13 protein-coding genes are annotated in these 15,645 nt (G+C 57.1%); 10 read left to right on the forward strand and 3 right to left on the reverse strand.

Annotation, left to right across the window (positions count from 1 at the left end; genetic code table 11):
• Positions 1–171: 171 nt before the first annotated feature.
• The 5 genes from phoB to malZ all read left to right on the forward strand — a co-directional run bounded on the left by phoB (position 172) and on the right by malZ (position 7,313).
• A complete protein-coding gene (phoB, locus tag CRO87_RS03070; protein WP_097161456.1) occupies positions 172–861 on the forward strand; it encodes a phosphate response regulator transcription factor PhoB in 690 nt (229 codons plus the stop codon).
• 21 nt (positions 862–882) lie between these two features.
• Positions 883–2,178, forward strand: a complete 1,296-nt coding sequence (gene phoR / locus CRO87_RS03075) for a phosphate regulon sensor histidine kinase PhoR (protein ID WP_097161457.1) — start codon at positions 883–885, stop codon at positions 2,176–2,178.
• A gap of 408 nt (positions 2,179–2,586) precedes the next feature.
• Positions 2,587–3,906, forward strand: a complete 1,320-nt coding sequence (gene brnQ, locus CRO87_RS03080; protein WP_097161458.1) for a branched-chain amino acid transporter carrier protein BrnQ — start codon at positions 2,587–2,589, stop codon at positions 3,904–3,906.
• A gap of 75 nt (positions 3,907–3,981) precedes the next feature.
• A complete protein-coding gene (gene proY, locus CRO87_RS03085; RefSeq protein WP_097161459.1) occupies positions 3,982–5,355 on the forward strand; it encodes a proline-specific permease ProY in 1,374 nt (457 codons plus the stop codon).
• Positions 5,356–5,495: 140 nt separating this feature from the next.
• A complete protein-coding gene (gene malZ / locus CRO87_RS03090) occupies positions 5,496–7,313 on the forward strand; it encodes a maltodextrin glucosidase (protein ID WP_097161460.1) in 1,818 nt (605 codons plus the stop codon).
• A 159-nt stretch (positions 7,314–7,472) separates the two neighbouring features.
• Here the strand turns inward: malZ and CRO87_RS03095 are convergent, their stop codons facing one another.
• A complete protein-coding gene (locus tag CRO87_RS03095; protein ID WP_097161668.1) occupies positions 7,473–8,369 on the reverse strand; it encodes a LysR family transcriptional regulator in 897 nt (298 codons plus the stop codon).
• 259 nt (positions 8,370–8,628) lie between these two features.
• On the opposite strand from CRO87_RS03095, the gene CRO87_RS03100 reads away from it, so the two are divergent.
• The 3 genes from CRO87_RS03100 to CRO87_RS03110 are packed head-to-tail and all read left to right on the forward strand — an operon-like array spanning position 8,629 to position 11,759.
• Positions 8,629–9,270 carry a hydrolase gene (locus CRO87_RS03100; RefSeq protein WP_097161461.1) on the forward strand — a complete coding sequence of 214 codons (642 nt, stop codon included), beginning with the start codon at positions 8,629–8,631 and terminating at the stop codon, positions 9,268–9,270.
• A 54-nt stretch (positions 9,271–9,324) separates the two neighbouring features.
• Complete coding sequence (locus CRO87_RS03105) at positions 9,325–9,870, forward strand: antibiotic biosynthesis monooxygenase (RefSeq protein WP_097161462.1); 546 nt, start codon at positions 9,325–9,327, stop codon at positions 9,868–9,870.
• A gap of 20 nt (positions 9,871–9,890) precedes the next feature.
• Positions 9,891–11,759 carry an amidohydrolase gene (locus CRO87_RS03110; RefSeq protein ID WP_097161463.1) on the forward strand — a complete coding sequence of 623 codons (1,869 nt, stop codon included), beginning with the start codon at positions 9,891–9,893 and terminating at the stop codon, positions 11,757–11,759.
• Positions 11,760–11,943: 184 nt separating this feature from the next.
• On the opposite strand, the gene CRO87_RS03115 is transcribed toward CRO87_RS03110, so the two are convergent.
• Together CRO87_RS03115 and acpH are read right to left on the reverse strand one after the other, a co-directional pair.
• Entirely contained in the window at positions 11,944–12,546 is a 603-nt protein-coding gene (locus CRO87_RS03115; RefSeq protein WP_097161464.1) for a peroxiredoxin C, read from the reverse strand.
• A 169-nt stretch (positions 12,547–12,715) separates the two neighbouring features.
• Positions 12,716–13,297 (reverse strand): ACP phosphodiesterase, encoded by a 582-nt coding sequence (acpH, locus tag CRO87_RS03120; RefSeq protein WP_097161465.1) that lies wholly within the window; start codon positions 13,295–13,297, stop codon positions 12,716–12,718.
• Positions 13,298–13,391: 94 nt separating this feature from the next.
• Between acpH and queA the strand changes: the two genes are divergently transcribed.
• Together queA and tgt are read left to right on the forward strand one after the other, a co-directional pair.
• A complete protein-coding gene (gene queA, locus CRO87_RS03125; RefSeq protein WP_097161466.1) occupies positions 13,392–14,462 on the forward strand; it encodes a tRNA preQ1(34) S-adenosylmethionine ribosyltransferase-isomerase QueA in 1,071 nt (356 codons plus the stop codon).
• Between the two features lie 53 nt (positions 14,463–14,515).
• On the forward strand, positions 14,516–15,643 hold the full coding sequence (tgt, locus tag CRO87_RS03130; RefSeq protein WP_097161467.1) for a tRNA guanosine(34) transglycosylase Tgt: 1,128 nt from the start codon (positions 14,516–14,518) through the stop codon (positions 15,641–15,643).
• Positions 15,644–15,645: the final 2 nt, after the last annotated feature.

The following is a 15,645-nucleotide window of genomic DNA, read 5'->3' on the forward strand; positions in this document are numbered from 1 at the left end:
TCAGTCCATGGCAGGAAAGCGAGGCAGCAAGTATAAACTTTTAGTGATTACAGGGCGATGCCCGTACCCGTTAGGTGTCATAATCGAAAAAACGCTATCATAAATCTGTCATAAATCTGACGCATACTAGCGCCGCATTGCATACATATGACTAATAACACGGGACAAATAATGGCGAGACGTATTCTGGTCGTTGAAGATGAAGCCCCCATTCGCGAGATGGTGTGCTTCGTCCTTGAGCAAAATGGCTTTCAGCCTGTTGAAGCCGAAGATTTTGACAGTGCCGTGAATCAGCTCAACGAACCGTGGCCTGATCTGGTTCTGCTGGACTGGATGCTGCCGGGTGGCTCGGGGATCCAGTTCATCAAACACCTCAAGCGCGAGGCGTTAACGCGCGATATCCCTGTGGTCATGCTGACCGCGCGTGGCGAAGAAGAAGACCGCGTGCGTGGCCTGGAAACGGGCGCGGATGATTACATCACTAAGCCTTTCTCGCCGAAAGAGCTGGTGGCACGCATCAAAGCCGTCATGCGTCGCATCTCGCCGATGGCGGTGGAAGAGGTGATTGAAATGCAGGGCCTGAGCCTCGATCCTTCGTCGCACCGCGTGATGACCGGCGAAAACCCGCTGGATATGGGGCCAACCGAATTTAAGCTCCTGCACTTCTTTATGACGCACCCGGAGCGCGTCTACAGCCGCGAACAGCTGCTGAACAACGTCTGGGGCACCAACGTCTATGTAGAAGACAGGACGGTGGATGTGCACATTCGCCGTCTGCGTAAAGCGCTGGAACACAGCGGTCACGATCGGATGGTACAGACCGTCCGCGGCACGGGCTACCGTTTCTCTGCCCGTTTCTGACAATTGACTGGAGTGTGACCCGTGCTGGAACGGCTGTCATGGAAAAGGCTGGTTTTTGAGCTGATCCTCTGTTGTATCCCGGCCCTGATCCTCGGGGCCTTTGTCGGCCATCTGCCGTGGTTTCTGCTGGCGGCGGTCACTGGCCTGCTTGTCTGGCATTTCTGGAACTTACTTCAGCTGTCGTGGTGGCTGTGGGTGGACAGAAGCATGACGCCTCCGCCGGGAAAAGGCAGCTGGGAACCTCTGCTGTACGGTCTGCATCAGATGCAGATGCGTAATAAAAAGCGCCGTCGTGAACTGGGCAGCCTGATTAAACGTTTTCGTAGCGGTGCCGAGTCGCTGCCGGATGCGGTGGTGCTGACCACGGAAGAGGGTGCGATGTTCTGGTGTAACGGGCTTGCGCAACAGATGCTCAACCTGCGCTGGCCGGACGATAACGGCCAGAACATCCTCAACCTGCTTCGCTACCCTGAATTTTCCCGCTATCTGAAATCCCGCGATTTTTCCAAACCGCTCAATCTGGTGCTTAACACCGGGCGACATCTGGAGATCCGCGTCATGCCCTACAGCGACAAACAGCTGCTGCTGGTGGCACGAGACGTGACGCAGATGCATCAGCTGGAAGGCGCGCGGCGTAATTTCTTCGCCAACGTGAGCCACGAATTGCGCACGCCGCTGACGGTGTTACAGGGCTATCTGGAGATGATGCAGGAGCAGACGCTGGAGGGGGCACCGCGCGAAAAAGCGCTTCACACCATGCGTGAACAAACACAGCGGATGGAAGGGCTGGTGCGCCAGCTGTTGACGCTGTCGCGCATCGAAGCCGCGCCGCTGGCTGCGCTGAATGAACGCATTGACGTGCCGATGATGCTGCGGGTCGTCGAGCGGGAGGCGCAAACCCTGAGTCACAAGAAGCACATTCTGCACTTTGAAATTGATGATTCGCTTCAGGTTTTGGGCAGCGAAGAGCAGCTGCGCAGCGCCATGTCGAACCTCGTGTATAACGCGGTGAATCATACGCCTGAAGGCACAGAGATTGTGGTGCGCTGGCAATGTGTGTCGCATGGGGCAATGTTCAGCGTCGAAGATAACGGGCCAGGCATTGCACCGGAGCACATTCCGCGGCTGACCGAGCGCTTCTATCGCGTTGATAAAGCCCGTTCCCGCCAGACAGGCGGCAGCGGACTGGGGCTCGCTATCGTGAAGCATGCGGTCAATCATCACGACAGCCGCCTCGATATCGAGAGCATTCCGGGCAAAATGACGCGTTTTAGCTTCGTGCTGCCGGAACGTTTGATTGCCAGAAAAAGCGCCTGAAGGTGCGGCTGTAAGCATCCGTTGACAAAGACCGACGAAAGTCGGTTTTTTTCCTTTCCGCTCATTGATGCGCTGGATAATTATCAATCGCCTGCTGCTTTTTTGTTCGCATGATTGGCCAGATGTTTTTCTGATATATGGTTGTTCGTGCTGGAACGTAAATGGTTGTTGCTATAATCATCTGGTTTTGCGATCCCATGTTGCATTAAAACGTTATAAGCGTTTAAATTGGCCCCCATGCAGTCGCAGTCTGACTGCCTTCATGCGATAAACCCAATAACTATTCTTTACGCATGAGTATCGGGAGTATTTCCCACTGCATGACACGCTTTCACCGTTGTTCTGTTCCGCAGGGATAAGCGCGGCGTTTTTACTTTCAACACCACATCCACAGGCAGTAAAGAGTTTATGACCCATCAGTTAAAATCTCGCGATATCATCGCGTTGGGCTTTATGACCTTTGCGTTGTTCGTTGGCGCGGGCAACATCATTTTCCCTCCTATGGTTGGTTTGCAGGCTGGCGAGCATGTCTGGACGGCGGCTTTAGGCTTTCTGATCACCGGCGTAGGTCTGCCAGTGCTGACCATTATCGCGTTGGCGAAAGTCGGCGGCGGCGTGGACAGCCTCAGCACCCCAATCGGTAAAGTCGCGGGCGTTCTGCTGGCGGTGGTGTGCTACCTCGCGGTCGGGCCATTGTTCGCCACGCCGCGTACTGCAACCGTCTCTTTCGAAGTGGGAATTGCCCCGCTGACCGGTGACGGTCCGTTGCCGCTGTTCATCTACAGCCTGGTCTATTTCGCGCTGGTGATTCTGGTTTCGCTCTATCCGGGCAAGCTGCTGGATACCGTCGGTAACTTCCTTGCACCGCTGAAAATCATCGCGCTGATTGTGCTGGCAGTGGCGGCCATCATGTGGCCTGCGGGCTCCATCAGCCATGCGCTGGAAGCCTATCAAACCGCACCGTTCTCAAACGGCTTCGTTAACGGCTACCTGACCATGGATACGCTCGGGGCGATGGTGTTCGGTATCGTTATCGTGAATGCCGCACGTTCCCGCGGCGTAAGCGAAGCCCGTCTGCTGACGCGCTATACCGTGTGGGCTGGCCTGATGGCGGGTGTCGGTCTGACGCTGCTGTACCTGGCGCTGTTCCGTCTGGGTTCTGACAGCGCAACGCTTGTTGATCAGAATGCCAACGGCGCAACGATTCTGCATGCTTACGTTCAGCACACCTTCGGCGGAGCGGGCAGCTTCCTGCTGGCGGCGCTGATTTTCCTGGCCTGTATGGTCACGGCGGTTGGCCTGACGACCGCGTGCGCGGAGTTCTTCTCCCAGTATCTGCCGCTCTCTTACAAAACGCTGGTGTTCATCCTCGGGATCTTCTCGATGGTGGTGTCCAACCTTGGCCTGAGCCATCTGATTCAGATCTCCATTCCGGTTCTCACCGCGATTTATCCGCCGTGTATCGCACTCGTTGTATTAAGTTTTACCCGCGGTTGGTGGCATAATTCGACCCGCGTGATTGCCCCGGCGATGTTTATCAGCCTGGTGTTCGGCCTGCTCGACGGCGTGAAAGCCTCCGTGTTTGCTGATATCCTTCCGGCCTGGACCTCGCATCTGCCACTGGCGCAGCAGGGTCTGGCCTGGCTGATGCCAACTATCGTCGCCGCCGTTCTGGCGATGGGATGGGATCGCGCCGCAGGCCGTCAGGTAACCTCCAGCGCGCATTAATAGCGGGCGAGGATAGAAATTAACCACGGGGCCAATGGCTCCGTGGTTTTGTTTTTTGTTAAGGCAGTGGAATTCATGGCAACAGATAACAAGCTAAAGCGTGGGCTTACCGCCCGTCACATCCGCTTTATGGCGCTCGGTTCGGCTATCGGAACCGGTCTTTTTTATGGCTCGGCAGACGCCATTAAAATGGCCGGTCCCAGCGTGCTGCTGGCGTACCTCATCGGCGGCGTGGCCGCTTACATTATCATGCGTGCGCTCGGCGAAATGTCGGTGCACAACCCGTCTGCCAGCTCCTTTTCCCGCTATGCGCAGGAAAACTTAGGCCCGCTGGCAGGCTACATCACCGGCTGGACCTACTGCTTCGAAATCCTGATTGTTGCCATCGCCGACGTCACGGCGTTCGGTATTTACATGGGCGTTTGGTTCCCCGCGGTGCCGCACTGGATTTGGGTGCTGAGCGTGGTGCTGCTGATATGCTCCATCAACCTGATGAGCGTCAAAGTCTTTGGCGAACTGGAGTTCTGGTTCTCGTTCTTCAAGGTCGCCACCATCATCGTGATGATTGTCGCCGGTTTCGGCATCATCATCTGGGGGATTGGCAACGGCGGGCAGCCAACGGGCATTCACAACCTCTGGAGCAACGGCGGCTTCTTCAGCAACGGCTGGCTTGGCATGGTGATGTCGTTGCAGATGGTGATGTTCGCCTACGGTGGGATTGAAATCATCGGCATCACCGCCGGGGAAGCGAAAGATCCGGAGAAATCCATTCCGCGCGCCATCAACTCCGTGCCGATGCGTATTCTGGTGTTCTACGTGGGCACGCTGTTTGTGATCATGTCTATCTACCCGTGGAACCAGGTCGGCACCAACGGCAGTCCGTTCGTGATGACCTTCCAGCATATGGGCATTACCTTTGCGGCCAGCATCCTGAACTTCGTGGTGCTGACGGCTTCGCTTTCCGCAATTAACTCCGACGTGTTTGGCGTGGGGCGCATGCTGCACGGCATGGCGGAGCAGGGCAGTGCGCCGAAGGTGTTCGCCAAAACTTCCCGCCGCGGCGTGCCGTGGGTGACGGTGGCGGTGATGACCGTAGCGCTGCTGCTGGCGGTCTACCTGAACTACATCATGCCAGAGAACGTCTTCCTGGTGATTGCGTCGCTGGCGACCTTCGCCACCGTCTGGGTGTGGATCATGATCCTGCTGTCACAGATTGCCTTCCGCCGTCGCCTGTCGCCGGAAGAAGTGAAGGATCTTAAATTCAAGGTGCCTGGCGGCGTGTTCACCACGATTGCAGGCCTGCTGTTCCTGGTGTTTATCATCGCCCTGATTGGCTGGCACCCGGATACCCGTATTTCGCTGTACGTCGGCTTTGCGTGGATTGTGCTGCTGCTGATTGGCTGGCAGTTCAAGACGCGCCGCGATCGTCGTCTGGCTAACGCGCAGTAATGGCTTCAAGCCCGGCGGCGTTCTGCTGCCGGGGTTCCTTCTCCTCCCCCTTCATCCTCCCCGCAAAAAAGCCATAATGATGAGTCATCCTCCTAATGCGTATGGCAGGATGAACGCATTTTGAACAAAGGGGAAAAGCGATGTTGAAGGCATGGCATCTGCCTGTTGCGCCGTTCATTAAACAGCAACAGGACCGGTTGACGATTACGCTCTGGCTGAGCGGGGAAGCGCCGCCGCTGAAGGTGACGCTTCGCGCGGAAGAAGATAACGAAGAGATCTCGCTGCCGATGCATCGTCTGCGCAGCGAGCCGTATCCGGGCGTTGTGGCCTGGCGGGCGGAGATCGCTTTAAGCAGCGGCCAGCCTCGTCGTCGCTACAGCTTTAAGCTGATGTGGGCCAACCGCCAGCGCTGGTTCACGCCTCAAGGCTTCAGCGCTTTTCCGCCTGCGCGGCTGGAACAGTTCGCCGTCGACGTGCCGGACACCGGCCCGCAGTGGGTGGCAGACCAGGTCTTCTATCAAATTTTCCCTGACAGATTTGCCCGCAGTGAGCCTCGCACCGCCGAGCAGGACAACGTCTATTACCATCACGCCGCCGGACGTGACATCGTGCTGCGCGAATGGGATGAACCATTAACGGCAGAAGCGGGAGGTTCAACCTTTTACGGCGGCGACCTCGACGGCATCAGCGAGAACCTGCCGTATCTGAAAAAGCTTGGCGTCACCGCGCTGTACCTCAACCCGGTGTTTGTCGCGCCGAGCGTGCATAAGTACGACACCGAAGATTATCGCCACGTCGACCCACAGTTTGGCGGCGATCAGGCGTTACTCCGCCTGCGGCACAACACGCGTCGCGAGGGAATGAAGCTGATTCTCGATGGCGTGTTTAACCACAGCGGTGATTCGCACGGCTGGTTTGACCGACATAACCGCGGCACTGACGGTGCCTGCCACAATCCTTCCTCACACTGGCGGGACTGGTACAGTTTCTCCGAAGAGGGCAAAGCGCTGGACTGGTTGGGCTATGCCAGCCTGCCGAAGCTCGATTTCAGCTCTGAAACGCTGATCAACGAAATCTATCGCGATGAGGACAGCATCGTTCGCCACTGGCTGAAAGCACCGTGGAGCATGGACGGCTGGCGGCTGGACGTGGTGCACATGCTTGGCGAAGCGGGCGGGGCGCGCAACAACCTTCAGCACATTGCGGGCATCACCAAAGCGGCAAAAGAGACGCAGCCGGAGGCCTATATTCTGGGCGAGCACTTCGGCGACGCGCGTCAGTGGCTGCAGGCCGATGCCGAAGATGCGGCGATGAACTATCGCGGCTTCACCTTCCCGCTGTGGGGCTTCCTCGCCAACACCGATATCTCCTACGATCCGCAGCTGATTGATGCGCAAACCTGTATGGCGTGGATGGACAACTATCGCGCCAGCCTCTCGCATCAGCAGCAGCTGAGAATGTTCAATCAGCTCGACAGCCACGACACTGCGCGCTTTAAATCCCTGCTCGGCAAGGACGTGGCGCGCCTGCCTCTGGCGGTAGTGTGGCTGTTCACATGGCCGGGCGTGCCGTGCATTTATTACGGCGACGAAGTGGGGCTCGACGGTAACAACGACCCGTTCTGCCGCAAGCCGTTCCCGTGGAATAAAGAGCAGCAGGATACGGATCTGCTGGCGCTTTATCAGCGTATGACAAAGCTGCGCCATCGCACGCAGGCGCTGCGTCACGGCGGCTGTCAGGTGATTTATGCTGAAGACAACGTGGTGGTGTTCGTTCGCGTGTTGAAACAGCAGCGCGTGCTGGTGGCGATCAACCGCGGCGAGCCGTGCGAAGTGGTACTCGAAGCCTCGCCGCTGCTGGCAGTCAAAGAGTGGCTGCTGAAAGAGGGCAAAGGCACGCTACAGGATGATGTGCTGACGCTGCCTGCCATTTCCGCCTCGGTGTGGTTCGGGAATTAGCGGGCAGAATGCCTGGTGGCAAGGTAAACAGTAAAACCCTCTCTGGAGAGGGTTTTTTAGTGTTTGCACCCCTCTCCTGGTGGGAGAGGGCCGGGGGAGAGGGCATCAGGCCGCACAAACCGTAGGCCGGGTCAGGCGCAGCCGCCACCCGGCATGGTTTTAAGGGTAGAATTCGTCCACTTTGGATAGCAGCGCTTCTCGCCACCAGCGCTGCGCCAGCCCGTCGCTGTGGTTGCGCCAGGCCATATAGGCCACGTCTTTTTCACGAAACGACACCACCGATTTTTCCACCAGCTCCCCGTTCTCCAGCCACGGACGCGCGATATGGCGCGGCAGAAAACCACAGCCCATCCCGGCGCGCAGCAGCGTTAACTTTGAGTGAAAATCATCGACGCGGATCTGCGGCTGCTCGTCCATCAGGTTGCTGTTGATCGGCTGGCAGCTGCGGGCGCTGTCGCTTATCACCACTGCCCGATGCAGGCAGAGCTGATCGTTGGTGAGGGGAGTTTGCGTCTGCGCCAGCGGGTGCGAAGGCGCCACGACAAAGATGTTATCGAGCGTGCCGAGCATTTTGTATGCCCATGCGGCGGAGGTTGGCGGCTCATTAATCGCCCCTAGAATCATGTCCGCCCCGTGATGGGTTAACTCTTCCCACGAGCCTGCCAGCGTGTGGTGGGTGAAGTTCAGCCGCGTCTGCTTGTTGAGGGCGTGAAACTCATCGATTAACGGCAGCAGGGCGTTAAAAGGAAAAGAGTCGTCCAACGCAATCGACAGCTCTTTCTCCCAGCCGGACTGTACCTGCACCGCCTGTTTTTCCAGATCTTTTGCCGCATTCAGCAGCAGGCGCCCCTTTTCCAGCATCATCCTGCCGGTGTCAGTGAATTTCGCCCGGTGGCCTGAGCGGTCCAGCAGCGTGATGTTCAGATCGCCCTCCAGCTTCTGAATCATATAGCTGAGCGCGGCAGGGGTTTTGAACAGCGACTCTGCCGCCGTGGCGAAAGAGCCGTGTTTGTCGAGGGCATCTAGAATCAGTAACACGTCGAGGTTTAAGCGCATGGCGACAAACATCATTAGAAAACAATAAGAGGATTTTCCCCGAACGGGTCCGTCGATAAAAGTGAAAAAATAAGAACGTACTGGCGTAAATTTTTGAGCAAAATAGTTCTTCTCCCCCGGGTTCACCGAACGGAAAAATTTCTTAAATAACTCGTTAGAAATTTCCGCCTATACTCATCAGGCTTTCTCCCTCAGGATCCAACTGCTCACAACAGTCTTAGACCGTTGCATTTTAACTTATTGATTATGAAGGTGTGATATGTCTATCCGGGAACTGATTGACCCTCAAAACTCCGCGCTTATTTTTATCGACCACCAGCCACAAATGTCTTTTGGCGTGGCGAACATTGACCGTCAGACGTTGAAAAATAATACCGTCGCACTGGCGAAGGCCGGCAAGATTTTTAATGTGCCGACGATTTATACCTCCGTCGAAACCAAAAGCTTCAGCGGCTACATCTGGCCGGAACTGCTGGCGGTGCATCCGGACGTCAAGCCGATTGAGCGCACCTCCATGAACTCCTGGGAAGATGAGGCGTTTGTGAAAGCCGTGAAAGCTACCGGTCGCAAAAAGCTCATCATCTCCGCGCTGTGGACCGAAGTCTGCCTGACTTTCCCGGCGCTAATGGCGCTGGATGAAGGCTTTGAAGTGTACGTGGTGACGGATACTTCCGGCGGCACGTCCATTGATGCCCACGAACGCGCTATCGACCGTATGGTGCAGGCTGGCGCGGTGCCGGTGACCTGGCAGCAGGTGCTGCTGGAGTACCAGCGCGACTGGTCGCGTAAGGGCACTTATGACGCGGTAATGGACCTGGTGCGCGAACATTCCGGCGCTTACGGGATGGGCGTCGACTACGCCTACACTCTGGTGCACGGCGCGCCAGAACGTAAAGCGTAAGGCTGACCGGCGGGCTGAGGCCCGCTTTTTTTCGACCGTAAGGAATCCATCGCCATGAGCCAACAGAAACACGTGACGCTGGTCATCACCCATGCACTGAACCCGCAGAACAGCTCCCGCTACGAAGCCTGGCTGGGGAAAATCATGCCCGTGGCGGCGGAGTTCCCTGGGCATCTCGGCGCCAACGTTATCCGCCCGGCCGACGGGCAGGGTAAGTGGAACATCATCATTCGCTTCGACACCCTTGAACACCTTTACGCCTGGACCCAGTCGGAAATCCGCCAGCGTCTGGTGGATGAAATCACCCCGCTATTGACCGAAGGCGACCATACCGAAGTGCGTACCGAAGCGGCCTTCTGGTTTACGCCGCCCGCACTCCATGTGCGTCAGCCTAAACGCTGGAAGCAGTTTCTGATTACGCTGCTGGTGATTTTCCCGAGCACGAATCTTGTTCCCGCCGTCACCGGCGCATTGTTTCCTGCGCTGAAAGGTTCTCTGCTGCTGCATCTGATTAACGATGCCTGCGTCGTGGCGCTGGTGGTCTGGCTGTGGATGCCCATCGTTACCCGAATTTTTGCCGGCTGGCTGAAAAAAGCCTGAACCGGTCTGAGGAGTCTGAAATGTCTCAACATGCCACTTTGATCCTGACCCACGGTGACATTCATACGCTGGATAAACAGAATCCGCTGGCGGAGGCCGTGGCGATCGCCAATGGCAAGATCATCGCTGCGGGCACTCACGATCGCGTGATGAGTTTCGCCAACGATGGCACGCAGATTATTGATCTGAAAGGCCATACGGTGATCCCCGGCCTGAACGATTCACACCTGCACCTGATCCGCGGGGGGTTGAATTACAACCTGGAGCTGCGATGGGAAGGCGTGCCGTCCCTCGCTGACGCGCTGCGTATGCTGAAAGATCAGGCTGACCGCACGCCGTCGCCGCAGTGGGTGCGCGTGGTGGGCGGCTGGAGCGAGTTCCAGTTTGCCGAACGGCGCATGCCGACCATTGAAGAACTAAACGAAGCTGCACCGGACACGCCAGTGTTTGTGCTGCATCTGTACGATCGGGTGCTGCTGAATCGCGCGGCGCTGAAGGCGGTTGGTTACACCAAAGACACGCCAAATCCTGCTGGCGGTGAGATCGTTCGCGATAAAAACGGTAATCCGACCGGGATGCTGGTGGCGAAGCCCAATGCGATGATCCTCTACTCGACGCTGGCGAAAGGGCCAAAATTGCCGATCGAAATGCAGGTGAACTCCACCCGTCAGTTTATGCGCGAGCTGAATCGCCTGGGCCTCACGAGCGCCATCGACGCGGGCGGCGGTTTCCAGAACTACCCGGAAGATTACCAGGTGATCGACGAGCTGCACGCCAAAGATCAGATGACGGTGCGCATCGCCTACAACCTCTTCACCCAGCGCCCGAAACAGGAGCTCGAGGACTTCGAGCGCTGGACCGATATGCTCAAGCCAGGGCAGGGCACTGATTTCTATCGCGCCAACGGGGCCGGGGAGATGCTGGTGTTTTCGGCGGCGGATTTTGAAGACTTCCTGCAGCCGCGCCCTGATTTGCCGGAAGGGATGGAGGACGAACTGGAGCGCGTGGTGCGCCATCTGGTGGAACACCGCTGGCCATTCCGCCTGCACGCCACCTATGACGAGTCCATCAGCCGGATGCTCGACGTATTCGAGAAGGTGAACCGTGACATTCCGTTCAACGGCCTGCACTGGTTCTTCGATCACGCCGAGACCATTACCGAGCGCAATATCGAGCGCGTGAAATCGCTTGGCGGCGGCATTGCCGTTCAGCATCGCATGGCATTCCAGGGCGAATATTTTGTCGACAGATACGGTAAAGAAGCGGTGAAACACACGCCGCCGGTGGCGAAAATGCTCGAACTGGACGTGCCGGTCGGGCTTGGCACAGATGCGACCCGCGTGGCGAGTTATAACCCTTGGACCGCGCTGTACTGGCTGGTGTCCGGTCGTACCGTCGGCGGGATGGCGATGTATGACGACAATAATCGTCTGCCGCGCGACGTGGCGCTAGAGCTGTGGACGGCGGGCAGCGCCTGGTTTTCCAGCGAACAGGGCAAAAAAGGGCGCATCGTGGCCAATCAGCTAGCGGATTTGGTGGTGCTGTCAAAGGACTACTTCCGCGTACCGGAAGAGGAGATCAAAGGCATTGAGTCGGTGCTGACGATTGTCGACGGCAAAGTGGTTTATGCCGCCGGGCATTTCAGCCCGCTTGCGCCGCCGTCCATTCCGATTGTGCCGGACTGGTCACCGGTGGTGAAAGTGCCTGGGCATTACCGTTCCGCACCGCCAGCCGCTGCGAAGGTCGGGGCCGTGGTGCAGATGCATCAGTGCGTCGGCAGCTGTGGCGTGCACGGCCATTCGCATGACATCGCGCGCAAGTCAGGTATACCGGTATCGGATGACCAGGCCTTCTGGGGCGTGCTGGGGTGCAGCTGTTTTGCGTTCTAATGTCTAATGCGCGCGAAGTTTTCCCCTCACCCTAACCCTCTCCCCACAGGGGAGAGGGGACCGAACGAGCACTGGTTTTCTCCCTCGCCCCTTTGGGGAGAGGGCCGGGGTGAGGGGAAACCTCAATCACCAGAAACAAAAAAGGCCCGCATTCGCGAGCCTTTTGTTCATCAATCAGCGCTGATTACAGGCCGTTGACGTTCTCAGTCAGGTATTTTGCAACACCGGCTGGAGAAGCATTCATGCCTTCTTTGCCTTTTTCCCACTGAGCCGGGCACACTTCGCCGTGCTCTTCGTGGAACTGCAGCGCGTCAACCATGCGCAGCATTTCGTCGATGTTACGACCCAGTGGCAGATCGTTGACAACCTGGTGACGAACGATGCCGTTAGCGTCGATCAGGAAAGAACCACGCAGAGCAACGCCCGCGTCCGGATGTTCGATGCCGTAAGCCTGCTGGATTTCACGTTTGATGTCCGCAACCATCGCGTATTTCACCGCACCGATGCCGCCTTTGTCGACAGGGGTGTTGCGCCATGCGTTATGGACAAATTCAGAGTCGAAGGAAACGCCAACCACTTCCACGCCGCGTTTCTGGAATTCTTCGTAACGCTTGTCGAAAGCGATCAGCTCAGACGGGCACACGAAGGTGAAGTCCATCGGCCAGAAGAACAGAACGGTCGCTTTGCCAGCGGTGTGCTGTTTGAAGTTGAAGTTATCAACGATTTCGCCGTTACCCAGTACAGCAGCGGCAGTAAAGTCAGGAGCAGGACGGGTTACCAGAACCATGAGGTTCTCCTCTTCATTTATAAGGTTAATGGAACGCAACGCGGGCCAGTATAGGGAGAGGTGTGAGGTGACTCAATGCAAAACTGACAATCGTTGAGACAGGTTTTACCTATCAATTATTATATTACCAACCGTTTCAGCTTAGCGATTCTGTGATAAAGCGCAAGTTTTACAGCTCGCGCGCCTTCGCCTGCGCCATCATGCGGGGGTAAAACGTCCAGAAAGTTTCTTCGAGCTGCGCGTAATGCGTGTCCAGATCCTGCCAGGAATCACGCAGGGCATCGAGGCGCGGGCGGCGGCTTGCCATGCCGTTCAGCACGTTCTGAATGAAATCCATATCGCGGTAGCGCTCAAGCCAGCGCTCTGACCACAGGTAGTCATTCAGGTTAACGAAGCGCGGCGGTGAATCGGGCAGTATGGCCGCCACCTGAGCGTGGGCGTGGCGGACAAACTCCGGCAGCGCTAGATCCGGCGACAGCTTTTCCCAGTCGCGCGAAAGGAAATGATCCCACATCACATCAAGCGTGATGGGCGCGACGCGACGGGTTTCCGGGCGGAACCACGCTTTGGCCGTTTTGACCTCAGGCAGGTTATCCGTCAGCACGTCGATGCGGCGATGCATGTAGATGCCGCTGACTACGTCAGGCGCGTAGTCGTCGTCCGGGTTTCCGCGAACGAAATCTGCCAGCAAATTGCCCGAAAGTGAGCTGTCAGCGAGATGGGCAAGATGCAGGTGAGCCAGAAAATTCATGAGTCCGTTATCCGTATTTAAAGGGCTTATCGGTTGCAGCCAAAGCGGCCTGCCACTAGACTACCCGCCTCTTTATTATGCTTGAGTCACCGTCATGCGCGTCGCCGATTTTACTTTTGAACTGCCCGAATCTCTTATTGCCCACTACCCACAGCCGGAGCGCAGTGGCTGCCGATTGCTGTCACTGGATGGGCCAACGGGCGCGCTGACGCACGGTACTTTCACCGATCTGCTTGAGAAGCTCAACCCTGGCGATCTGCTGGTCTTTAACAACACCCGCGTGATCCCGGCGCGCCTGTTTGGTCGCAAGGCCAGCGGCGGCAAGATTGAAGTGCTGGTTGAGCGCATGCTCGATGATAAACGTATTCTGGCACATATTCGCGCCTCGAAGGCGCCGAAGCCGGGCGCGGAACTGCTGCTGGGCGATGACGAGAGCATCAAAGCGACCATGACCGCGCGCCACGATGCGCTGTTCGAAGTCGAATTCAACGACGAGCGCCCGGTGCTCGATATCCTCAACGCCATCGGCCACATGCCGCTGCCGCCGTACATTGATCGTCCGGACGAAGACGCCGACCGCGAACTGTACCAGACCGTCTACAGCCAGAAGCCTGGCGCGGTCGCCGCCCCAACGGCGGGCCTGCACTTTGACGAACCGCTGCTGGCGAAACTGCGTGAAAAAGGCATTGAGATGGCGTTCGTGACGCTGCACGTTGGCGCAGGAACCTTCCAGCCGGTGAGAGTGGACAGCATTGAAGATCACATCATGCACTCTGAATATGCGGAAGTGCCGCAGGAAGTTGTGGATGCGGTACTGGCGGCGAAAGCGCGCGGCAGCAAAGTGGTTGCCGTGGGCACTACGTCCGTCCGTTCTCTGGAAAGCGCGGCGCAGGCGGCGAAGAACGATCTGATCGAAACCTTCTTCGGCGACACGCAAATCTTTATCTATCCAGGCTATCAGTACAAAGTGATCGATGCGCTGGTGACCAACTTCCACCTGCCGGAATCGACGCTCATCATGCTGGTGTCGGCCTTTGCCGGTTATCAGCACACGATGAACGCCTACAAGTCTGCGGTAGAACAAAAATATCGCTTTTTTAGCTACGGGGATGCCATGTACATCACGTACAATCCGTCCGCAATCAATGAACGCGTTGGGGAATAATTCCGCGGCGCTCGGTTAATACGTCAGACTGTCTTTCTGACGCTGGAGCAAGAATGAAATTTGAACTCGATACTACCGACGGACGCGCGCGCCGCGGCCGCCTGGTCTTCGATCGTGGCGTGGTTGAAACGCCAGCCTTTATGCCCGTTGGCACCTACGGCACCGTAAAAGGGATGACGCCGGAAGAAGTCGAAGCCACCGGCGCACAGATTATTCTCGGCAACACTTTCCACCTGTGGCTGCGCCCGGGTCAGGAGATCATGAAGCTGCACGGCGATCTCCACGACTTTATGCAGTGGAAAGGCCCGATCCTCACCGATTCCGGCGGTTTCCAGGTCTTCAGCCTCGGCGACATCCGTAAGATCACCGAAGCGGGGGTGCACTTCCGCAACCCGATCAACGGCGATCCGATTTTCCTCGATCCGGAAAAATCCATGGAGATTCAGTACGATCTCGGGTCCGACATCGTGATGATCTTCGACGAATGTACGCCATACCCGGCGGACTGGGATTACGCCAAGCGCTCAATGGAAATGTCCCTGCGCTGGGCGAAACGCAGCCGCGATCGTTTTGATTCACTTGAGAACAAGAACGCACTGTTCGGCATTATCCAGGGCAGCGTTTACGAAGATTTACGCGATATCTCCGTCAAAGGTCTGGTGGAGATAGGCTTTGATGGCTACGCTGTCGGCGGCCTGGCTGTTGGTGAGCCGAAGGAAGACATGCATCGCATCCTCGAGCATGTTTGCCCGCAGATCCCGGCAGATAAACCACGATACCTGATGGGCGTGGGCAAACCGGAAGACCTGGTGGAAGGCGTGCGTCGCGGTATCGACATGTTCGACTGCGTGATGCCAACGCGTAATGCCCGCAACGGTCACCTGTTTGTCACCGACGGCGTGGTGAAAATCCGTAACGCGAAGCATAAAAGCGACACCAGCCCACTCGACGCCGAGTGCGATTGCTACACCTGTCGCCATTATTCACGCGCTTATTTGCATCATCTCGACCGCTGTAACGAGATTTTGGGCGCGCGTCTCAATACCATCCACAATCTTCGCTACTATCAGCGCTTAATGTCTGGTTTACGCAAGGCTATCGAAGAGGGTAAATTAGAGAGCTTTGTGACGGAGTTTTACCAACGCCAGGGTCGGGACGTTCCGCCTTTAAACGTTGATTAATT

The sequence above is a fragment of the Enterobacter sp. CC120223-11 genome, assembly GCF_900215375.1.
In the GTDB taxonomy this organism is placed as follows: domain Bacteria; phylum Pseudomonadota; class Gammaproteobacteria; order Enterobacterales; family Enterobacteriaceae; genus Scandinavium.